We start from the raw sequence: 21,245 nt of genomic DNA on the forward strand, positions 1-21,245 counted from the left end.
ATCTGCCCAGAAAGCAATGTGCCAGTGCACATTGCGTGGGGACTCGAAAGGCATCGCTTGCAAGCGATGCCGGGGTCGCGGAACGTGACCGAGTCCTCTCGGTGCCGCAGGCGCCGTACGGGCATAAGTGGGACCACCGATCCCCAGCCATATCGCGGGTTTTAAAACCCACCCCGCCCCCCTCAATCCCCTTCCCGTAATAAGCATCCAACGAAAAAATAGTTGCCCTGGCGAATGTCGGTGGGGAGGATGGATGTTTTGTTCGGGAAGGTACGCAAGTACCGAGGGCTTGGAGTAGGCGATGATGCAAGAGAAGCGGAGCATCGAGGGGGCGATCGGGCTTGCGGAAGATACCGCATCGGCAACGCTCGCCCACGCGCCAACCGACGTCGAACATCCTGATCGCGTGGCTGACTGGTTGCTTGCGGGGCTTGAGTTGAAGAGCACCCTATTCCATGTCGGCGAGTACTGCGGCACCTATCAGGCATCAACGGCGGGACATCAACGCGCAAGTTTCCATGTCGTGCTGGATGGCCGTTGCTACCTGCACATCGGCGCAGATTCCGGCAATCCCGCGTGCACCGTCTCGCTGAGCGCGGGCGATGCAGTCTTTCTGCTCTCGGACGTACCGCACGCACTCACACCGTCGGCAACACCGCCGACCGACCTGACGACCCGACTCGGCCAAATGACGCCGCTCACCGCAGAGCCGCGCAAACCGTCATCCGAGACCTCATCCGTCGCCCTGGCATGCGGATTCTTCGAATTCCGCACCGATCTGGATGCGCTGGTGCTGGGCATGCTGCCGAATCCGATCGTTGCTCGGCGCGACAGCGGCCGACTGGAAGGCATGACGCAAATCTTCACGCTGATCCAGGCCGAAGCGCGACGCCCCGGGGATACGCCATCGCCGCTACTGGCACGACTGACCGACCTGCTCTTCTACTATGCGTTACGTGAAGCCGTCCATGCGGAAGACGTGGCGCCGGGGATGTGGCGTTTGATGCGCCGCGACGCGTTCGGCCGCCTCGCCGCGGCGATCATCGAATCACCTGCACGGCGCTGGACAACGGACAGCATGGCAGATTTCGTGCACATGTCGCGCGCTCGTTTCTGCAAGCAGTTCGCGGAAATCGGCGGGCAACCGCCGGCGCAGTTCGTCACATTGGTGCGAATGAAGACGGCCGCAGCGCTGCTGCGCGCGGGCGTCTCACTGCCCGATACCGCCGAGCAAGTCGGCTACCAGTCGGAATCGGCCTTCGCGCAAGCCTTCAAACGCGTGACTGGCGTGCAGCCGGGCGCGTGGCGTCGTCAGATAGCCCACGCGAGCACCGAAGCCTCCCAGCCCACGGCTACCGCCTCCGCGACATATCCGCTGCACTGACCGCACCTGCCCACGCCGCCTTACCGACATCCTGCCTACATTACGTCGGCAGGATGGCATCGGCACGTTGTGCGGAAGACATCGGACCTTTCCGCCCCTCGATGAGACAAATCCGCAGAATTTCCAGACGGGCGCGCATTGAGCATCTGGCCGGGCTTGCGCACAATGGGGGCTCGACTGTAAGGAGCCCGATATGAGCCGACTGCCATTGCACACCCTTGAAACCGCCCCCGAGGCGAGCCGTCCGTTTCTGGAGAAGTCGCTTGCCGCGAACGGTTTCCTGCCGAATCTGGTGGCATCGCTGGCCAATGCGCCTACCGCACTCGAAACCTATCTGACGGTCGGCGCCATCAACGGCCGCGCCAGCCTGACGCTCGCCGAGCGCGAAGTGGTGCAAATCACGGCAGCTGGCATTCACGGCTGCGGCTTCTGCGTCGCTGGCCACACTGCCGTCGCCCTCAAGAAAGCGCAACTGCCCGAAGCCCTCGTCAACGAGATCCGCGATCAGGACACGTTGTCCGATACCCGTCTGAATGCCGTTGCGGTCTTCACACGCGCGGTGATCGCCACGCGTGGCGCGGTCTCGGACGCCGAATTCGCCGCATTCAAATCGGCTGGGTTCGACGATGCTGCCGCACTCGAAGTGGTGCTCGGCGTATCGCTCGCAACGCTCTGCAACTTCGCGAACAACCTTTCGCAAAACGAATTGAACCCGCAACTGGCGGCTTACCGCTGGGAGCCGAAGGTGCGAGCCGCATGAACGCCCAACCCAGCCTGCACGGACTGGCCGCACGCGCCCCGGCGCTCGCGGACTGGCTCGACGCCAACGCCGAGACGCTCGACACCGACGCCACGCTGAGTGCCGACGTGGTACCGCAACTGGCCGGCGCGGGCCTGCTGCGCATTGGCGTGCCCGTCGAGCTGGGCGGGACCGGCGGCACGATCGGCGATGCGATCGACAACGTGGCCGAGGTCGCCGGGCATTCGTTCGCTGCAGCGTTCGTGCTCTGGGGGCAGCGCACCTTCGTCGAATATTTGCTGCAAAGCCCGAATCGCGCGTTGCGCGATCGCCTGCTGCCCGCCCTGCTCTGCGGAGAACTCGCGGGGGCGACCGGCCTGTCGAACGCCATGAAGTTTCTGTCCGCGATCGAACCGCTGCAAATTCGCGCGACGGACACGCCGCGCAGCAATGGTGCGCCCGCGTGGCGAATCAACGGCGGCCTGCCGTGGATCACCAATTTGCGCAAGCAGGGTTTCGTCGCGGCGGCGGCCGTCGATCACGAAGCCGGCGGCCCGCCCTCGATTTTCGCCATTGCCCACGATGCTCCGGGCGTGACGCGCAGCGATGATCTCGATCTGATCGGACTGCGCGGCACGAACACTGCCGCGCTGCAAATGGCCGATACGCTCCTCACTGACGACGACCGCATCACGGACGACGCGCCCGCCTGGCTTGTGCGTGTGCGCCCGGCGTTCCTCGGGCTGCAATGCGGCATGTCGCTGGGGTTAGCGCGTCGCAGTCTGGCCGCCACCCACGAAGGCGGACCGGGCGCGCGCGCGGCCGTGGCCGACGACGTTGCCGCGTTGACCGACCAACTTGATACACTCACCACACGCCTGAAGACGGGTGTGACGCAGGGCGACTTCGTCGACACCCCGGCGAGTCTGTTCAAGCTGCGCATTGCGCTCGCGGAGCTGGTTCACGACGCCGCCACGCTGGAAGTGCAGACTGGCGGCGGACGCGGTTATCTGCGCGGACTCTCGGGTCTGGCGCGGCGTCAACGCGAGGCGGCCTTCGTGCCGATCGTCACACCGAGCCTCGTGCAGTTGAAGAACCAGCTAGCGGCACAACGGGCGCAACACATCAAACTCGGAACGGTTTCATGACCCAACCCACGGCGACGCAACGCGCGCATACCGACACGTTCATCGCCACCGCGCGCGAGGATGCCTCGCGCGCTTCGTCATTGGCCGCGCCCTTTCTGACCCTGCGCAATATCGGCTTGTCGTATGGCGAGCGCGCGATTCTGCGGGGCGTCGATCTCTCGGTCGCACCAGGCGAACTCGTCTCCGTGCTCGGCCCCAGCGGCTCGGGTAAATCGACGCTCCTGCGCATTGCTGCCGGACTGCTCACGCCTAGCGACGGCTCGGTCACAGTGGACGATACGCCGCTCACCGGTCCGCGCCCCGACGTCGCACTCGCTTTTCAGGACCCTTGCCTGCTGCCGTGGCTCTCGGTGGAGCGCAACGTCGCTTTCGGACTGACGTTCGCGCGGCAGCCGAAACTCGCACGCGACGTGCGACGCACCCGCATCGACGCAGCACTGGCCGAAGTCGGCCTCGCGCACGCACATCACCTCAACCCTCGTCAGTTGTCGGGTGGCATGGCGCAGCGCGTAGCGCTTGCGCGCTGCCTGGCCCGTCAGCCACGTGCGCTGCTGCTCGACGAACCCTTCGGCGCACTGGACGAAGTCACGCGTGCCGACATGCAACGTCTGCTGGTGACGGTCGTACGCGATACCGGGGCCGCCACCGTCCTTGTGACGCACGATATCGACGAGGCGCTGCTCGTCTCCGATCGCATCGTGTTGCTTGGCAATCAGGGACGCACGCTCGCACAGTGGCAAATCGACGTGCCGTCGCCGCGCGAAGCGCAGGTGGAAGCGCTCGGAGCCCTGCGTATCGAAATACTGCAAGCGTTGCAACTCGCGATGTCCCGCGACGCGACAACGCCTCACCCAACACGATAAGTCTCTACGACGACACCCACGGGGATTCTCAGACCATGTGCCAAATTTCCCGCCGCGAATGGCTCAAACTCGCTTCGATGATGACGGTTGCAGGCGCAGCCCCACTGCTGGCATCGGCCGCCGCGCGTGCCGCCGCTGAGCCGGATGCCCCGTTGCGCATCGGTTATCTGCCGATCACGGACGCGACGCCACTGCTCGTGGCACATAACAACGGCTATTTCGAACAGGCTGGCATCAAGGCGGAGAAGCCGACGTTGCTGCGCAGTTGGGCGCAGTTGATCGAAGCGTTCCTGTCAGGCCAGGTCAACGTCGTTCATTTGCTCTCCCCCATGACGGTCTGGGCACGCTACGGCAGTCAGGCGCAAGCCAAGGTCGTGGCGTGGAACCACGTCAACGGCAGCGCGATCACCGTAACGAACGACATCAACAAGGTCAGCGACCTCGGCGGCAAGACCGTCGCCGTGCCGTTCTGGTACTCGATCCACAACGTCGTATTGCAGAACCTGCTCGCCGCCAATGGCCTGACGCCGGTGCTCAAGAAGAACGGCGCGCCCGCAGCCAACGAAGTCAACCTGATCGTGATGGCACCGTCGGACATGCCGCCGGCACTTGCCGCAAAGCAGATTGCCGGGTACATCGTGGCCGAGCCTTTCAATGCGGCAGCGGAAAATCTGAAAGTGGGCAAGGTGCTGCGTTTCACTGGCGACATCTGGAAAAACCATGCCTGCTGTGTCGTGACCATGCATGAACGAGACCTGACCGCGCGCCCGGAATGGTCGCAGAAGGTCGTCGACGCCATCGTCAAGGCGCAGGCCTGGACGCGCGCGCATCCCGAAGACGCCGCGCGTCTGCTGTCGAAAGAAGGCGAAAACCGCTACACGCCGCATCCGTTCCAGGTACTGCAACGTGTGCTGGCACCGGCAGCATCCGAGCAAGGCCGCTATCTGGCAGACAAGGCGATCATCCATGCCGACTGGCACGAAAAGCGCATCGACTTCCAGCCGTATCCGTATCCGAGCTACACCGAAGCGCTGGTTCGCAACATGCAAAAGACGCAGGTCGAAGGCAACGCGTCGTTTTTGGCCAAGCTCGATCCGGCGTTCGTGGCACGCGATCTCGTCGACGATCGCTTCGTCAAGAAGAGCATCGCGGCCGTGGGCGGCATGAAGGCCTTCGGCTTGCCGGAAGGCTTCACGCGTCAGGAGATTATCGTTGTCTGATCTTGCGTCCGGCCGCGTGCGGCCTCCGGTGAGCGAAAGCCGCAACGCTGCGGCGCAGACGGCAGGGGCGTCGAGCACACGTCCCGCGCGACGCGCGTGGCTCGGGCTGGCGGGGCTCGCCGGCATCGTGGCGATCTGGTGGCTGGGTATTGCGTTGTTCACGACGTCCGGCTCGCTCGCGTCGCAATTCTCGCCGGCGGCAGCACTCAACGCCCTGCCCGACCTCATTCGCGATGAGCAACTCGGGCTTCACATCCTTGCGAGTCTGCGCCGCATCGCCGTCGGTCTTGCGTGGGCCATCGTGCTGGGCGTGCCGCTTGGCTTTCTGATCGGGCGGGTCCGCTGGCTCGACAAGGCCCTCACCCCGTCGCTGCAATTCCTGCGCATGGTGTCCCCGCTGTCATGGATGCCGATTGCCGTGATGTCGCTCGGCGTCGGTGATCCTGCGGTGTACTTTCTGCTGGCGTTCGCCGCCCTGTGGCCGCTCGTGATGAGCACGGCGGCGGGTGTCACGCACATCGATCGCCGTTGGGTACAACTCGGAGAAAGTCTTGCCGCGACACGCTGGGAAATGCTCTGGCATGTCTACGTCCCGGGCATTGCCGCGCATGTCCTCACGGGCGTGCGATTGGCCATCGGCATTCTCTGGATCGTGCTGGTGCCGGCGGAAATGCTGGGCGTGAACGCCGGTCTGGGTTATCTGATTCTCGACACTCGCGACCGTCTCGCCTATTCGGAACTGACCGCTGTCATTCTCGTGATCGGTGTGCTGGGCTTCGCTCTCGACTGGGCGGCGCGATTCATCTACCGCCGGTTCAGCGGGGCCGCGCAGGAGGCGTAAATCGCGCCAGGCCGCGCCAGGCCGCTACAATAGCGGCCTGAATCCCGATGCCTGACGGAGAACGCATCATCGAGCTCGAACGTTTACTGCAATCTCAGGGCTTCGGCAGTCGCAAGATGTGCCGCAAGCTCATTCAATCCGGTGCTTTCGCCATCGACGGCGTCATGCACGACAATCCCCGCGAATCGATCGACCCGACGGGCCTGCAATTCACGCTCGACGGCGAAACGTGGGACTACCGAGAGCACGTCTACCTCCTGCTGAACAAGCCGGAAGGCTTTGAGTGCTCTACGAGTCCGACGCATCACGAGGGTGTGCATTCGCTGCTGCCATTACCGTTGGCCGTGCGCGGCGTGCAACCGGCCGGTCGTCTCGATCAGGACACGACCGGCATGCTGCTGCTCTCCGACGATGGCCCCTTCCTGCACGCCATGATGTCGCCCCGGCGTCATGTGCCGAAGCGATATGTCGCGACCACGAAGCACCCGGTGACGGAAGAGATGTTGCAGGCACTGCGCAATGGCGTGCTGCTAAGAGATGAGACTGAACCGCTCGCGGCAACGGACGTCATGAGCCCATCGCCCCACGAAATCGCGTTGACGATCACGCAGGGCAAATACCATCAGGTCAAGCGGATGGTCGCCGCCGCAGGCAATCGCGTGGAAGGTCTGGTACGAACCGCCATCGGCGGATTGCCGATGGGGAATCTGGAACTCGGCGAATGGCGCTATCTTTCGCCGGATGAACTGCTGTCGCTGCCGTACGAAATTCCGCACACCGGTAAGTAATTCGCACCGCGGCATGGCGTTCCGAAGTCTCGGCTTCGGTGCGCCGCCACACATCACTCGGCGGATCGACACATCGGCGGATCGGGCAGTTTCAGCGGCCACTCAATCCGCGCAGCCTCCTCCTCCGCCCTCACCGGCCCGTTGCCGCACGGCGCCTTGGCTCGTGCAGCCCCGGCGCGCTAAGTCGCGTCAGTTCTGCTTACCTTCCAGCAGGAACTTCGCGCCCTTGTCCTGACCCAGCGCTTTGACGAGGTAAGGCATCGTCGTTTTCAACGTCTCCTGCAACATATAGGGCGGGTTGACGATGAACATCCCGCTGCCGTGCAAACCCATGCCGCCCGGGACCGGATTGCAGACCGTGAGCGCCACATGCAACCAGTTCTTGATCGGCTTCTCGTCGATCGTGAGCCGCTTCATGCGCTCCGGCAACTGTGCCGCTTCGCGACGCTGCACCAGCGGATACCACACGGCGTACATGCCCGTCGGGAAACGGTCGAGACCTTCCTGCACCGTCTGTGTGGTGCGCGTGTAGTCGCGCTTGTCCTCGTAGGACGGATCGATGAGCGTGAAGGCACGGCGCGGCGCCGGCGGCAGAATTGTCTTGAGACCAGCAAACCCGTCGGCACCGAAGATCATCGTGCGACGCGCGACCGCCCGCCCCTGCGCTTCGAAATTCTCGCGCAACACATCCTGCTCGGTCGGGTGCGCCTCGAACAACCGAAGACGGTCGCGATCGCCGAGCAGTTGCAGTGCGAAATACGGCGAGCCAGGGTAATAGCTCAGCTTGCCGTCCGGATTGAACTCGCGCACGAGCGCCACGTAATCGGCAAGCGCGGGCGGCAGATCGTCACGCATCCACAGACGGCCGATCCCGGTCTCGTACTCCCCCGTCTTGTCGGCCCACTTGCCTTCAAGCGAATAGCCGCCCGCCCCCGCATGCGTGTCGATGTACCAGAACGCCGTGTCTTTCTGGCGCATGTAATCGATACATTCGACGGCGATGAAGTGTTTGAGTACGTCGGCGTGGTTGCCGGCGTGGAAGGCATGGCGGTAGCTGAACATTAGGCAGATCCTGATTCGTCAGGCCGAATTGTAGCCGACGACGCCCCCGTACGGCGTTTCCGCGCCAGCACCGCACCGGCTTTCGCTTCGTCCGCGGCGAACGCCTTCACCGCCTTGTGTCGCGGGCACGCCACCAGATGGTCGTTCACCATGCCAGACGCCTGCATGAACGAATAGCAGATCGTGGAGCCCACAAAGGTGAAACCGGCCTTCTTCAGCGCCTTGCTCATGGCGTCCGAGGCGGCCGACGTTGCCGGCACTTCGCTCAGCGACGCCCAGCGATTCTGCAACGGCTCCCCGCCGACGAATTGCCAGACGAAATCGCTAAAGCGCGTGCCGGACGCTTCCATAGCCAGATAGGCACGGGCGCCCTTGATGACGCCATTGACCTTCAACCGGTTGCGCACGATGCCCGCATCGGCCATCAGGCGTGCCTCGTCCTCGGGACCATATTTGGCAATACGCACCGGATCGAAATTGTCGAAAGCCTTGCGGTAGGTGTCGCGCTTCTTGAGGATCGTGGACCATGACAACCCGGCCTGCGCGCCTTCGAGCATCAGCAATTCGAATAATTCGCGCGAGTCGCGCAACGGCACGCCCCACTCCTGATCGTGGTACTGACGGTATTGTTCGAAGCCTTCGCTCCACGGACAGCGTTCCATTTGCCCCTCGATAGTGGTTGCGCGCACATGGGTGCGGCGAACGTTGATAGACGAATGGGGCAAGTTTGCCAGCAATTGCGGGAGAAGCGAACCCGCGACGGCATCTCCCGCTCGATATTGGGCGCTCAGGCAATGCCTGATCGGAATATTCCGACGATCGAGCGGGATAAGCACCAGGAGGGGAGACGCAACTCCGTCTGCGTCAGACCATCAACTGCCCGCCGTTGACTTCGATGATCTGCCCCGTCACATAGCTCGCCAGCGTCTCCGAGGCCAGATAAAGGAACGCCCCCGAGCACTCGTCCGGTTCGCCCAGACGTCCCATCGGAATGCTCTGACGGAAGGCATCGATCTGCGCCTGCGTGCTGAACTGCTCGTGAAACGGCGTCATGATGACGCCCGGCGACACGGCGTTCACACGAATGCGATCGGCCATCAGTTCCTTGGCCATGCCGCGTGTGAGCGTACTGACAAACCCCTTGGACGCCGCATAGATCAGCGCGCCCGGACCGCCGCCATGGCGCGCCGCAATCGACGTCACGTTGACGATCGCCCCGCCGCCCTGCTTGCGCATCGCGGGCACGACCGCGCGCGAGAAAGCGACGACCGAGCGCGCGTTGACGTTGAGCACTTCGTCGAAATAGGCATCGGTGACTTCGGTGAACGGCGTGCGCGCAACGAGGCTGCCGGCGTTGTTGATCAGCACGTCGATGCGACCGAAACCGTCGAGCACATGCGCCACGGCCGCGTCGATGGCTCCCGTGTCCTGGACGTCGGCGGCGACCGTCATCGCCTTGACACCGTACGCGCGCACCGCGTCGGCCACCGCTTCGGCCTTGTCCGCCGAACGGTTGTAATGCACGGCGACGTTTGCGCCCTGTGCCGCGAATGCCTTGGCCGCGGCAGCACCAATACCGGTGCTCGCACCTGTGATCAGAACGAATTTACCCTTCAGGTCTTCCATGATGTGTCGCTTCCAATGAGGTTGTTGACGAATGCGGAGGGCACGCCGGACGTTGTAACGCCGGTGCCATGCCAAAGCAATGGGGCGGCGACTCGCGCCACCGCCCCATTGTCGTCAACTTACCGGATCGATGTGAAAAGCATCGGGCACGCCCGATCAATCGAGCAGGCGCGGGTCATACGCGTGAACTTCCTGCGTCTGCTCGCCCAGTCCGTCGATGCCCAGTCGCATGACGTCGCCCGGCTTGAGGAACACCGGCGGCTTCTGGCCGAGACCCACGCCCGGCGGCGTGCCGGTCGTTACCAGATCGCCCGGCTTGAGCGTAGTGAACTGGCTCAGGTAGTGCACGAGATACGCCACGCTGAAAATCATCGTCGAAGTGTTGCCGGTCTGGCGGCGCACGCCGTTCAGATCGAGCCACAGCCCGAGTTGCTGAGGGTCGCGAATCTCGTCGGTGGTCACGAGCCACGGGCCGACAGGACCGAAGGTGTCGAAGCCCTTGCCCTTGTCCCACGTACCGCCACGCTCGATCTGGTATTCACGCTCGGACACGTCGTTCACCACGCAGTAGCCCGCCACGTAATCCAGCGCCTTCTCCAACGGGACGTAGCGCGCGGTGGTACCGATCACGAAGCCCAGTTCGACTTCCCAGTCGCCTTTGACGGAATCCTTCGGCAGCACGACCGGATCGTTCGGGCCGGTCAGGCAGTTATCCCACTTGGTGAACAGCACCGGCTCGGACGGCACCGCGAGTCCCGATTCGGCAGCGTGATCGCTGTAGTTCAGGCCGACCGCGAGGAACTTGCCGAGGCCCGAGAACGGCACACCGAGTCGTCCCGGCGAGGCCACCACCGGCAATGCCGTCACGTCGAGTGCGCGCAGCGCCGCCAACCCTTGCGGACTGAGCGTCTCCGGGGTGATGTCGGCAAGCACGCCGGAGAGGTCACGCACCTGGCCCTGTGCATCGAGCAGGCCCGGCTTTTCCTGGCCCTTCGGGCCGTAACGCAGCAGTTTCAAAGCTTTTCTCCTTGCGAAATCAGTTGGACCAGCCGCCGTCGATCAGGTGAATGGCGCCGGTGGTAAACGAGGATTCGTCCGAACCCAGATAGACGGCAAGTGCCGCAATTTCTTCGGGGGTGCCCACACGCCCCATCGGCTGACGCGCCACGAATTGGTCGCGCACCGCCGTCAGACTCGTGCCCGCCGCGTCTGCCTGCGTGGCGATCCGCTGGCGCAGCGACGGCGACTCGACCGTTCCAGGGCAGATGGCGTTACAGCGAATGCCACGTGCGACGAAATCCGCCGCCACCGACTTCGTCAGGCCGATCACCGCCGCCTTGCTCGTGCCGTAGACGCAGCGATTGGCCACGCCCTTCACGCTGGACGCCGCCGACGACATGTTGATGATGGCGCCGCCGCCAGCGGCAAGCATCGCGGGCAGGAACGCCCGCGTCGTGCGGTACATGCTCTTCACGTTCAGATCGAACGAGAAGTCCCATGCGGCGTCGTCGCATTCGAGAATCGAGCCGTGATGGACAAAGCCTGCGCAGTTGAACAGCACGTCGATAGCGCCGAGTTCGCTCGCCAGCGCATTCACGGCAGCACTATCGGTGACATCGAGCGCACGCCGCACCAGATGCGCGTGATCGTCCAGTTGCGCGAGCGTGTCTGCATTCAGATCCGTAGCAACCACGCGCGCGCCTTCGCGCAAGTAAGCTTCGACGCAGGCGCGTCCGATGCCTTGCGCCGCAGCAGTAATGACGGCGGTTTTGCCCGCCAGCCGGCCAGTCATGAGTGTCTCCTCGTGAGCCTGTGGGTAAAAGGGATGAGATGTCGTGCCTTCGGGATGCGCGCTTCTGGTATCGCCTCAGTCCGCGCCTGAGTCAGCCGCCACCGACGCCGCGTAGGCGTCGCGCACGCGGCACAGATGCTGGCGCATGGCTTGCGCGGCGCGCTCGGGATCGCGCGCGGCAAGGGCATCCAGAATGAGACGGTGATCCTGCAAGCTTCGCTCGAGCACACCATCGACCTGCGACGTCACGCGGCGGCTCTTCTTGCCCAGCAGATAGAGGCTGTTGGCGATGCTTTGGAGGAATGGGTTCTCGCAGGCGTCGATAATCGTCTCGTGAAACGTCATGTCGGCCGCAGAAAACGTTTCGGGACTGCCCAGCAGCGCCTCCTCGTCGTCGACGAGCGCATGCAGACGCGCGAGGTCCTCGTCGGCGATGTGCGTGGCCGCCAGCGCCGCCACACCCGGCTCGATGACCAGACGCGCATCGAACAACGCTTCAAGCGTGCCCGCATTCAGCTCGATGATCATCTCCAGCGGTTCGAGCAGTTCGCGCATTTCCAACGAGCCGACGAACGTTCCCTCGCCCTGCCGGATACGCAGCAACCCGAGTAGCGCCAGTCCCCGGATCGCCTCGCGCACCGCCGGACGCCCGACACCGAGCATAGTCGCGAGGTCGCGCTCGGGCGGGAGTTGCTGACCGGGTTTGAGCAGGCCGGTGCGGATCATCGTCAGCAAACGCTGCGCAACCTGCTCCGAGATGGATACCTGCACGATGGGATCGAAAGACATATTGCTGTTCAGTGGTAAGACCAATGAACGAAACAGTACGCCTGTCACCTATGAGATGTCAACGGCAAATGTTGCTTACCCGATCCTCGCCAAACCTGCTTTCGCATTTCGCCGTGCATTCAACGGAATTTCTCGACGAATCCGGACTCGGAGTCAAACGTGTGATCGCGCAAGATCGTTTGTCCATGCGCCTTTCGATGGACTGACGTCACGGCACTCGTCTCGCGGCACGTCAACGCCTTTCGGTTGTCGGAGTGTCACTTTTCTGCGACCATGACTCGTCGCCCCGAGGTTCTCATCGGGGCAATGTTCCCGCCGTTGCTTGATCCGCTGCCTGATCTGCTGTGCCCCGGCTGCACCCTGTTCCCCGTAATCCTGGAGTCTCCGACGATGTCCTCCTCAAAGACCGCCAAGCTAGGCCACTGGACGATGTACATGCCCATCGTGGCCCTCATTGCCCTCGCCGTTGCCGGGTTCCTGCCGAATAGCGCTTCGCTGACGCTCTGTGCCGTCGCGCTCGCCGGCGCCGTGTTTTCCGCCGTGCACCATGCCGAAACCGTCGCCCACAAGGTCGGCGAGCCGTTCGGTACGTTGGTGCTCGCCGTCGCCGTGACCATCATCGAAGTCGCGCTGATCGTCTCGGTCATGCTCTCCGGCGGCCCGGACAAGGCGGGACTGGCGCGCGACACCGTGTTCGCCGCCATCATGATCGTGTCGACCGGCATCGTCGGGCTGTGCCTGTTGTTCGGCGGTGTTCGTCACCATACGCAAGGCTTTCACGTGGAGGGCGCGAGTGCTGCGCTCGCCGTGCTGTGTGCGCTCGCCGGGCTTACGCTGGTGCTGCCGAACTACACCAGTTCGGTGGTCGGCCCGGGTCTCACGGCCTCGCAACTGGCCTTCGAGGGCATGATTTCGCTGGTGCTTTATATGGTGTTCGTCTTCGTGCAGACGGTCAGCCATCGCGACTACTTCCTCGCGAAGGCGCCCAGTGAGGAAGTGCACGTGCCGCCGCCGTCGCGTCGTACGGCGGTGCTGAGTCTGGGGCTGCTGGTGGTGGCGCTGCTGGCCGTGGTGGGGTTGGCGAAGAAGCTTTCGCCGGCCGTCGAACAGGCCGTGGCCGTGGCGGGAGCGCCGAAGGCGGTCGTCGGTATCGTGATTGCTGCGCTGGTGCTGTTGCCGGAAGGATTGGCAGCGCTGCGTGCCGCGCGCGCCAACAAGCTTCAGACGAGTCTGAATCTGGCGCTCGGCTCGGCACTGGCCAGTATCGGGTTGACGATTCCGACGGTGGCGGCCGTCTCGTTACTGCTCGGCCATCAGATCGAGCTGGGTCTCGCGCCGAAGGAAACGGTGCTGCTTGCGGTCACGCTGCTCGTCGGTGTGATCACCCTCGGCACCGGACGCACGACCGTGCTGCAAGGCGCCGTCCACCTGGTGCTGTTCGCGGCCTTCCTGTTCCTGGCCATCGTTCCCTGATCGAAGCCCTGAAAGAAAGCAAGGCACTGATATCGATGCAAGAACGGCCGGGCGGGCCACATGCGCGTCAGCCCGGCAATACCGTCATACCGCCGAAAGCCGATCAGGCCTTGGACTTGTCCTGATCGGGGGCCGTGTCGGCGTGACTGGCATCGACGGCTTCGGTGTCGTCCGAAGGCGCGCCAAGCAGCGCACCCAGCAACTTGCTGCCGCCTGCGCCGCGCTTGCCCTGAGCGCCAACCTGCTTGCCCGTCGGCGGGCCGCGACGCACACCGGCGCCGATCTTCAGGCCGCGACGCTTTTGAAGTTCAAATTTAGTCTGAGTCATGGTGCTGTCCGTAAAGCTTGCGTTCGGCCGGTGTTCGGCCTGGATTCGATGCCGCGCCGGTTTGATTGCAGCGGCATTCGCGTCGATCGTTCAGGGTTCGATTCCGAGGTCGCCCTCGGCTGCCAGCGTCCTGGCCAGCGCGTGCGCGGCTTCGAGCGCATCGCTCGCCCAGCGGTACGCCTCGGGCGTCGTGTGGGTCAGCGGCGGGTCCAGTGTCTCGATGACATCGTCCACATCGCGCCATCCGGTGAAGTGCACCACCCCGTGGAACTGCCCATCCGGCGCGGGCGACGTCTCCGCCCAATAATAAAAGTCATCCGCCAGCAGGCAGCCTTCGAAACCCATAACGATCTGTCGAGATCCCGTGAAAAGGCGGCATCGTAGCACGACGCATGACGAGCGGCATACCGTCGCCAGGCAGTAGAATACTGCCGCATAGCACCCCAAAGACTCTTTATTACCGACATCACGATGTTCACAGGAATTGTTCAAGGCACGGCCACGCTGTCGTCCATCGAAGATCGCGACGGCATGCGCACCCTGGAGTTGGCCTTTCCCGAAGGCTTCTGCGAAGACCTGACGCTCGGCGCCAGCGTCGCCGTCGACGGCTGCTGCCTGACGGTCACGCAACTGCTTTCACCCACGGCGGCGTCGTTCGACATCATCCTCCAAAGCCTGAACGTGACGACTCTCGGCAGCTTCGGCGTCGGCGCAGAGGTCAACGTGGAGCGCGCGGCCAAGGATGGTGCGGAGATCGGCGGCCATCCACTGTCCGGGCATATCGATTTCTCGACCGAAATTCTCAGCGTGCGCACTTCGGATACGAACCGCGTATTGCGTATCGCCATTCCCGAAGCTTTTCGTAAGTACGTCTTTGCCAAGGGCTACATTGCGATCAACGGCGCGAGTCTGACCGTCTCGGAAGTGAATCGTCAGGAGGGCTGGTTCGAGGTCTGGCTGATTCCGGAAACGCGCCGCATGACGACGTTCGAAGACAAGGGCGCCGGCTCGCGTGTGAATATCGAGATCGAGCGCAGCACGCAGGTCGTGGTCGACACCGTGCGCGAAGCGGTACAGGAAAGCCTCGGCCGCCTGCAACCGGTGCTCGAAGCCCTGCTCAAGGAAAAGGGGCTTTCGCTCGACGATTTCGTCGGCGTGCCGAAATTGCCGACCGATCACGCCTAAATATCGCCTGAGCCTGACGCTCACTCATCAAGGACATACATGCAATTAGCTACGTGGAACGTCAACTCGCTCAAGGTTCGTCTCGGGCACGTACAGGATTGGCTACGCAGCAATCCGGTCGACGTCCTGTGCCTTCAGGAACTGAAGCTGACCGACGAGAACTTTCCGCTCACGGAGATCGCCGCCCTCGGCTACACGTCGCACTTCACCGGTCAGAAGACGTATAACGGTGTCGCGCTGCTGGTCAATCACGCGAAAGTGGGCGAAGCGACGGATATCGTGAAGAATCTGCCGAACTTCCCCGACGAGCAGCAACGCCTCATTACCGCGACCATCGGCGGCGTTCGCGTCGTGTGCGGCTATTTTCCGAACGGCCAGTCGCTCGAATCCGACAAGTTCGCCTACAAGCTGAACTGGCTCGACGCCCTCATCCACTGGCTGTCGGATGAGATGCAACGCCACTCGCAGCTTGCCGTGCTCGGCGACTACAACATCGCCCCGGAAGATCGCGATGTGCACGACCCGGCCAAATGGGTAGGCTGCAATCTGGTGTCGCCCCAGGAGCGTCAGGCGTTTGCGCGATTGCAGGGCCTCGGCCTGCGCGACACCTTCCGCATGTTCGATCAGCCAGAGAAGACGTTCAGCTGGTGGGACTACCGCATGGGCGCGTTCCGACGCAACGCGGGCCTGCGCATCGATCACATTCTCGCCTCGGGCGCATTGGCCGAGCGCTGCACCGCCTGCGAAATCGATCGTGTGCCGCGCACCTGGGAACAGCCCTCGGATCACACGCCTGTCGTCGCCACGTTCAAGGATTGACGCGCAGACGTAGCCAATAAGGAACGGCACCCGAGGGTGCCGTTTTTTCGTCGCCGCCAACGATCCGTCAATGACTGGCGCGAGGATCGGTCAACCGGGACTCGTAGACGAAGCAGCGAATCGCCGCCTTGTTGCGAGTGTCCATCTGCATGAATTCGAGCCCATAGGCCCACGTGCCGTCCGCGCGCGGACCTTCAACGCTTCGCACCGCCGCCATGCCGAGAATCGGCACGATGTCCGCACCGATGGGTACCCGGAACTGCAACGCCACATGATGGCAGCCCTCCGGCAACGGCGCCTTCGCGACGATGCCCGCGCCATCGGCACTGATATCGCGTACCAGCACCAGCCACTCCGGCGTGTCCTGCGGATCGGCCAGCAGGCGCCGGAACGAGGCCCGCGACGTCTCGTCGATCGGCGAGAGCCGTGCCACAAGCCGTGTGTCGACGCGAGGCGTGCGACGCACCGGCGTCTCGCGCACCTGCGCAGGACGCGACAGCACCACGTAATCGAACGGACCGTGGTGCACGCTATGCACGTCGCAAGTGAATTCGTACAGGTTATCGCCCGGAAAGGTCCAGAGCGCCAGCTTGTCGCCTGCGGTCACCGGCAAGCGTGTCTCGCCCGCCGAGGGCGGTGTGATGAGCAGCATGCCGTTGGGCGCCCGCCCGATCAGACGGGCCCGCACGCGAGCGGTCTCGGCGTCCGGCGCGACCCGCACCTGAAGCCATACGCCAATCGGCAGCGGGACCGGCAGACCGTGCAGGTAAACCGTCGAACCACCGGTGCCGAGCGGAGACGCCGAATTCGCCGCCTCCGTGCGCCCCGCCGCCTCGCCCGTCGTCGCCCCGTCGGGCAGCGGCCGGTGCGGCGCAAACATGGTGAAAAGCCAATCGAGATCGGCTTCGGAGGGCAATCGCTCGCCCGCCGCCAGCAACGGTGTGCCGTCGGCGTCGAACAAAGGCCAGGAAAGAGGAGCGTGTGCGTCAAGCTCGCGACGATTGACCGCCACGAACCCCGGATAGCCTGACGCAATACAAGTCGAGTGCATGATGCCTGGGAGGGTACGAAACCCCTGAGAGCCTGGGAACAAGGCTTTGGCCTTCCCCGCATTCCCGCCCGTGGGGCTGCGTCTTTGGCAACCCTCTACGTGCAGGCATCCGTGGCCAAAACCCCACAAATGTCGCCAACTTACAGAAATGCCACGCGCCCCGCCGACTGGAAGCGCTGCCCATCACGGCAACGCATTGCGCGTACGTATTTTTACCACGAAAGCGCGGTCATTCCGATGGCGGAATATCAGCCAAAACGCCCCTCATTCCCGGATTCGCATCCCGCGTGACAGCTTCGCGCAAGGTCGGCATTGCCAAGGCTCGGCGAACCGCGTCGGCGGGAAGCGGAAACCGGACAGCCCAGAACCATGGCAACGTGTGATGACACGCCTGCGCCAGCCCCGGTAAATCGCGCACATCCGGACAAGTGATCCATTCGGCCAGGCACTGCGCCAGTTGACGCGCCGAACTGGCTTCATTGGCCAGACAAGCCCGCAGCGCGAGTGCTTGCGTTACCCCACGCCATAAGGCATCACCGGCCATCGCCTCGTTGAGGACTGCCAGTGCGTACTGACGACACGCGAGACGCTGACGCTGCACCTCGGTATCACCCGCCCTCGATGGCAAATACCACTCCGGTTGGGTCGCGAGCCATCCGAGGCCCGCGGCGACAGAAACGAGTCGGACACGACGCGACATCGAAACACTCATCGGCGCGTCGGCATCGGCGGAAAATAACGGCCATTCACGAAACACCTCCTCGATGTCTGCGTGCCCTGCCGAGCGCAGCGTGACCTGTGCGGGCACCGACGAGGTGCCGATCAACATGCCGACCCGGTCCGTCAGGCTCAGCGCCGGATGTCGCGCGTCCGTCGCCTCTTTCGCGACGGTTTCTACCACCGGCTGCCACCCGCCACCGCACGATATCCTCGCCCGTGCCCGCGCGTCATCACCGAGCCAGCGCCCCGTCAGCCGGATAAGTGCATCGAGTGGACACTCCACCGGCCAGACACCCGCGAGGAAGCCGAACGTCCACAACAAGCCCTGAAGCTGTCGCATCGTGCCCGGCACGTAATCCTCCGGCGACGTGTCATCGCGAACCACCACCCTCGCACCGGCCCAGCGCCAGCCGAGTACGGACGCCTGTGCGAATGCCGCCTCCCCTGCCGTCGACGGTCCTGTCGTCGCCGAGCCAAGCACACCGGATAACAGCGACCTCGGCAACCGCGCGGCGGCCCCGCCATCGGACCGAATCAACACGACGCAGGCGGCGTCCAGCGCATCGACGCCATCCGCCGAAAGCGCCGTGTAGAGGTGAGCCGGGAGCGCCTCCAGCCATGCGACGCGCAGCGCACTAGCTCGGGTATCGTTGCCGTTCCCGACACCTTCCCCGGCCCAGTAGAGGGTTTGACACATGGCGCCGGCATACGGCCACACCGCCTTGGATGAGGCCTTGACACAGCGGCCATGCAACGCCGTCATTAGCGCCGGTACGGCCCATTTCGCTTCGTGGCACGACAGCCGCGTGTCCGTCAACGCCTCGAGCTTGCGAGCCACCCACTGTGTGCGCAATGCAGCGAACCCCTCATGCGCGCCCAAACCGCCCGCCTCGCTCGGCGCCACCAGCAGCCGCCCCAGCCACTCGCTTTGCTGAACGTGCTCGGGCAATCGATGCAACGATGGCGCCGTATCGGTCGCCGGCGCCCCAAGTCCGGACCGGTGCCGCAGCGCCCCGAGCAGTTGCAGGAAGACGCTGGCACGCATGGCGGGCTGATCGACGGGGAATGTCATCCACGATTTCACGACATCGTCGAGTTCTGCGGGCGTCAACCGCTTCAGCCACGCGGCATCGAGACGCAGACGTGAGTCGTACCACTGCGAAGCGCCGAGATCGCAGTGGCGTCCGATGCGAATGCGCTTGAGGCTGGCCCCGCAAAACCGGACCTGACGCATATCGCACGACTCGAACAGCGTGCCGTTGAGCTTTGCGCCACGCGCATCCCATCCCACGAGATCGCATTCGCGAAACTCGGCGTTGCGCAGATCCGCTCCCGACGCTCGCCCATTGCTCATCACGACCGAGACCCAGTGCGAGTGCCTGGCGCTCGCGCCGATGAGCGCCAGCCGGCGCCCGCTACTCTGCGTCAGACGCGCGCCCCGCAAGCGCGTCCCGTGTAGCGCTGCGTCGTCGAGTCTCACCTTCGCGAACGTCAACGCCTCACAACGGGCTTCACTCAGGTCTGCACCACGCATCATGGTGTGCAAGAGTTCTGCGCCACGAAGATCCGCACGGACCAGACGCGTCCCGGACAAATCCGCCGCACGAAAGCCGACCTCGCGCAAATCTGCGCGCTCGAAATTGGCGTTCACATGATTGGAAAAAGCGAAGTCTGCCCGACGCAGCATCGCGTTGCACCATGAAGTGCCGTTGAACTGCCCGCCGCCGAATTGGGCGCGCAGTGCGCTGATGCCGCGAAGATCCCCACACACCAACGACAGGTCGGGAAGCACGGCGTCGCGCAAATTCGAGAGTGAGAGCGCCACGCTCAGCATGCCTGCCGGCCATTCGCGCATCGGCAGATGCACCCATGACCTCACGTTGAACGCGGCATCGTCCACATCGCTCAATGCACGCCATGACGCGGCAAAAGATGTCCTGTCGCGCGACGCCGAACACCACGCTATCAACTCACACGCGACATCGCCCGCGCGCACACCTTGTGACAGATGAGAAAAGCGCTCTCGCCAAACCCGCTTCAACGCCGATTTGTCGAACGGCAACTCACCGCGGGCAGCATCCGCTCGAACGCATAGGCGCTCGACACTGACACAGCGATCTCGCGCACGTTCTGCCAACGCATGCGAGAGCCATGACATGTGAAGCAGGAGAGTCCGCTGCTCGTCAGCGTCGGCCAATCGCATGGCGCGGCACAAGACGTCCGGCGCGGCTATTGGGTTCGCCGACGGTGCAGAGGCCGGCCGGTCACCTTGCCCCACGGAACGCGCGCCCGCAAACGCGGTGGGAACCAGGGCCATCGAACCTGCCGGGGCTTGTCCATTGCCTGTTACCGTGGGCTGAAGCGGCATGCGGTATCGCTCCTCGGCACGCGCTTGGGCGCATGCACAAAAAGCCACCATGTTGCCGAAAGAACCCGCCGCTGCGCGCTGAGGAATTTCCGATTTAGCCGCGCAGCCCGGGTGACGCCGCTATCGCGTCGTTCACATCATGCAAGACAAAGCTGGAGAGCGTCGCGCCAGTCCGGAGCCCGCACGCCGAAGTTGCGCGCCAGTTTGTCGTTGTCGAGGATGGAATACGCCGGGCGTTTGGCCGGCAGCGGATAGGCAGAAGTCGGAATCTCCACAACGTTCGGACGCTTCTCCGACGCGCTCACGTCGAGAATCGCTTCGGTGAATCCGTGCCATGTGGTCTGACCGGCCGCCGTCAAGTGATACAGACCGCCGCGCTCACGCCAGAAATCGGCATCGACGCCCGTCTCCGTCAGCCCCTGCACCAGCACTTGCGACGTGAGTTCTGCAATCGTGCGACACCACGTCGGCGCCCCGTACTGATCGGCAACGATACGCAGCTCGTCGCGCTCACGGGCAAGTCGCTGCACCGTCAGCAGGAAGTTCGCGCCGCGCGTGCCGTACACCCAGCTCGTGCGCAGCACCAGATGATTCGCCCCGCTGGCGGCGATAGCGGCCTCGCCCGCCAGCTTGGTACGGCCGTAGGCGTTTTGCGGGTTGGTGGGTTCGTCTTCGCGATACGGCGTCGATGAAGTGCCGTCGAAAACGTAGTCAGTGGAGTAATGAACGACAAGCGCACCGAGACGTTTCGCCTCTTCCGCCATGATGCCTGGCACGACCGCGTTGACCTGATAGGCCGCCGCCTCATCCGTTTCAGCGCGATCGACCGCCGTGTAGGCGGCCGGATTGACGATCAGATCCGGCGCAAAGTCGCGCAGGGTACGCGCGACGCTGTCGGTATCGAGCAGATCCATTTCGTGACGTCCGGGGGCGTGCACGTCGCCCATGCCTTGCAGGCAACGTGCCAGCTCCCACCCGACCTGACCGGTCGCGCCCGTCAACAGGATGCGTCTTGCCATGTTACGGCTCCCTTGTTGCGATGTAAGAAA

General features: G+C 63.9%; 21 protein-coding genes. 10 read left to right on the plus strand and 11 right to left on the minus strand.

The genetic code is table 11. The annotated features are described in order from the left end of the window. Nucleotides 1-301 precede the first annotated feature (301 nt). The 7 genes from C5N93_RS06200 to C5N93_RS06230 all read left to right on the plus strand — a co-directional run bounded on the left by C5N93_RS06200 (nt 302) and on the right by C5N93_RS06230 (nt 6,983). Nucleotides 302-1,384 (plus strand): AraC family transcriptional regulator, encoded by a 1,083-nt coding sequence (locus C5N93_RS06200; protein WP_242558651.1) that lies wholly within the window; start codon nt 302-304, stop codon nt 1,382-1,384. A gap of 193 nt (nt 1,385-1,577) precedes the next feature. Next, the gene (locus tag C5N93_RS06205) at nt 1,578-2,144 is read left to right on the plus strand and encodes a carboxymuconolactone decarboxylase family protein (RefSeq protein WP_242558652.1); all 567 of its coding nucleotides are present in this window, start codon (nt 1,578-1,580) and stop codon (nt 2,142-2,144) included. Continuing rightward, entirely contained in the window at nt 2,141-3,271 is a 1,131-nt protein-coding gene (locus tag C5N93_RS06210) for an acyl-CoA dehydrogenase family protein (protein ID WP_242558653.1), read from the plus strand. Before C5N93_RS06205 ends, C5N93_RS06210 begins: the two co-directional genes overlap by 4 nt. Beyond that, nucleotides 3,268-4,134 (plus strand): ABC transporter ATP-binding protein, encoded by an 867-nt coding sequence (locus tag C5N93_RS06215; protein WP_242558654.1) that lies wholly within the window; start codon nt 3,268-3,270, stop codon nt 4,132-4,134. Before C5N93_RS06210 ends, C5N93_RS06215 begins: the two co-directional genes overlap by 4 nt. A 35-nt stretch (nt 4,135-4,169) precedes the next feature. After that, nucleotides 4,170-5,354: an ABC transporter substrate-binding protein gene (locus tag C5N93_RS06220; protein WP_242558655.1), complete on the plus strand. Its 1,185-nt coding sequence runs from the start codon at nt 4,170-4,172 to the stop codon at nt 5,352-5,354. 124 nt (nt 5,355-5,478) lie between these two features. Next, nucleotides 5,479-6,195 carry an ABC transporter permease gene (locus tag C5N93_RS06225; protein ID WP_242558786.1) on the plus strand — a complete coding sequence of 239 codons (717 nt, stop codon included), beginning with the start codon at nt 5,479-5,481 and terminating at the stop codon, nt 6,193-6,195. Nucleotides 6,196-6,263: 68 nt separating this feature from the next. After that, on the plus strand, nt 6,264-6,983 hold the full coding sequence (locus C5N93_RS06230; protein WP_242558787.1) for a 16S rRNA pseudouridine(516) synthase: 720 nt from the start codon (nt 6,264-6,266) through the stop codon (nt 6,981-6,983). A gap of 189 nt (nt 6,984-7,172) precedes the next feature. On the opposite strand, the gene rlmJ is transcribed toward C5N93_RS06230, so the two are convergent. The 6 genes from rlmJ to C5N93_RS06260 form a co-directional block, all read right to left on the minus strand. Continuing rightward, nucleotides 7,173-8,045, minus strand: coding sequence for a 23S rRNA (adenine(2030)-N(6))-methyltransferase RlmJ (rlmJ, locus tag C5N93_RS06235; protein ID WP_242558656.1), 873 nt, complete (start codon nt 8,043-8,045; stop codon nt 7,173-7,175). Next, nucleotides 8,045-8,707, minus strand: a complete 663-nt coding sequence (locus tag C5N93_RS06240; RefSeq protein ID WP_242558657.1) for a DNA-3-methyladenine glycosylase I — start codon at nt 8,705-8,707, stop codon at nt 8,045-8,047. The genes rlmJ and C5N93_RS06240 overlap by 1 nt, the downstream gene beginning before the upstream one ends. A 202-nt stretch (nt 8,708-8,909) precedes the next feature. Next, a complete protein-coding gene (locus tag C5N93_RS06245) occupies nt 8,910-9,671 on the minus strand; it encodes a glucose 1-dehydrogenase (protein ID WP_150723509.1) in 762 nt (253 codons plus the stop codon). A gap of 156 nt (nt 9,672-9,827) precedes the next feature. Then, nucleotides 9,828-10,688 (minus strand): fumarylacetoacetate hydrolase family protein, encoded by an 861-nt coding sequence (locus tag C5N93_RS06250; protein ID WP_242558658.1) that lies wholly within the window; start codon nt 10,686-10,688, stop codon nt 9,828-9,830. A gap of 19 nt (nt 10,689-10,707) precedes the next feature. Further along, on the minus strand, nt 10,708-11,463 hold the full coding sequence (locus C5N93_RS06255) for an SDR family oxidoreductase (RefSeq protein ID WP_069344326.1): 756 nt from the start codon (nt 11,461-11,463) through the stop codon (nt 10,708-10,710). A 75-nt stretch (nt 11,464-11,538) separates the two neighbouring features. After that, complete coding sequence (locus tag C5N93_RS06260; protein WP_242558659.1) at nt 11,539-12,252, minus strand: FadR/GntR family transcriptional regulator; 714 nt, start codon at nt 12,250-12,252, stop codon at nt 11,539-11,541. A gap of 390 nt (nt 12,253-12,642) precedes the next feature. Between C5N93_RS06260 and C5N93_RS06265 the strand changes: the two genes are divergently transcribed. Further along, the gene (locus C5N93_RS06265; RefSeq protein ID WP_069344328.1) at nt 12,643-13,725 is read left to right on the plus strand and encodes an ionic transporter y4hA; all 1,083 of its coding nucleotides are present in this window, start codon (nt 12,643-12,645) and stop codon (nt 13,723-13,725) included. Nucleotides 13,726-13,828: 103 nt separating this feature from the next. Here the strand turns inward: C5N93_RS06265 and C5N93_RS06270 are convergent, their stop codons facing one another. Together C5N93_RS06270 and C5N93_RS06275 are read right to left on the minus strand one after the other, a co-directional pair. Continuing rightward, nucleotides 13,829-14,053 (minus strand): hypothetical protein, encoded by a 225-nt coding sequence (locus C5N93_RS06270; protein WP_242558660.1) that lies wholly within the window; start codon nt 14,051-14,053, stop codon nt 13,829-13,831. A gap of 90 nt (nt 14,054-14,143) precedes the next feature. Next, nucleotides 14,144-14,398: a hypothetical protein gene (locus C5N93_RS06275; protein WP_069344330.1), complete on the minus strand. Its 255-nt coding sequence runs from the start codon at nt 14,396-14,398 to the stop codon at nt 14,144-14,146. Nucleotides 14,399-14,524: 126 nt separating this feature from the next. Here C5N93_RS06275 and C5N93_RS06280 point away from each other — a divergent pair, with 126 nt between their 5' ends. Then, nucleotides 14,525-15,238, plus strand: a complete 714-nt coding sequence (locus C5N93_RS06280) for a riboflavin synthase (protein ID WP_069344331.1) — start codon at nt 14,525-14,527, stop codon at nt 15,236-15,238. 39 nt (nt 15,239-15,277) lie between these two features. Further along, nucleotides 15,278-16,057, plus strand: a complete 780-nt coding sequence (gene xth, locus C5N93_RS06285) for an exodeoxyribonuclease III (RefSeq protein WP_242558661.1) — start codon at nt 15,278-15,280, stop codon at nt 16,055-16,057. A gap of 67 nt (nt 16,058-16,124) precedes the next feature. On the opposite strand, the gene C5N93_RS06290 is transcribed toward xth, so the two are convergent. The 3 genes from C5N93_RS06290 to rfbD form a co-directional block, all read right to left on the minus strand. Beyond that, entirely contained in the window at nt 16,125-17,108 is a 984-nt protein-coding gene (locus tag C5N93_RS06290) for a flagellar brake protein (RefSeq protein WP_242558662.1), read from the minus strand. Nucleotides 17,109-17,337: 229 nt separating this feature from the next. Continuing rightward, the gene (locus tag C5N93_RS06295) at nt 17,338-19,728 is read right to left on the minus strand and encodes a pentapeptide repeat-containing protein (RefSeq protein ID WP_242558788.1); all 2,391 of its coding nucleotides are present in this window, start codon (nt 19,726-19,728) and stop codon (nt 17,338-17,340) included. A 605-nt stretch (nt 19,729-20,333) separates the two neighbouring features. Beyond that, nucleotides 20,334-21,215 (minus strand): dTDP-4-dehydrorhamnose reductase, encoded by an 882-nt coding sequence (gene rfbD, locus C5N93_RS06300; RefSeq protein WP_242558663.1) that lies wholly within the window; start codon nt 21,213-21,215, stop codon nt 20,334-20,336. Between the last annotated feature and the right edge of the window lie 30 nt (nt 21,216-21,245).

It is taken from the genome of Pandoraea sp. LA3 (assembly GCF_022696215.1).
Classification (GTDB): domain Bacteria; phylum Pseudomonadota; class Gammaproteobacteria; order Burkholderiales; family Burkholderiaceae; genus Pandoraea; species Pandoraea capi.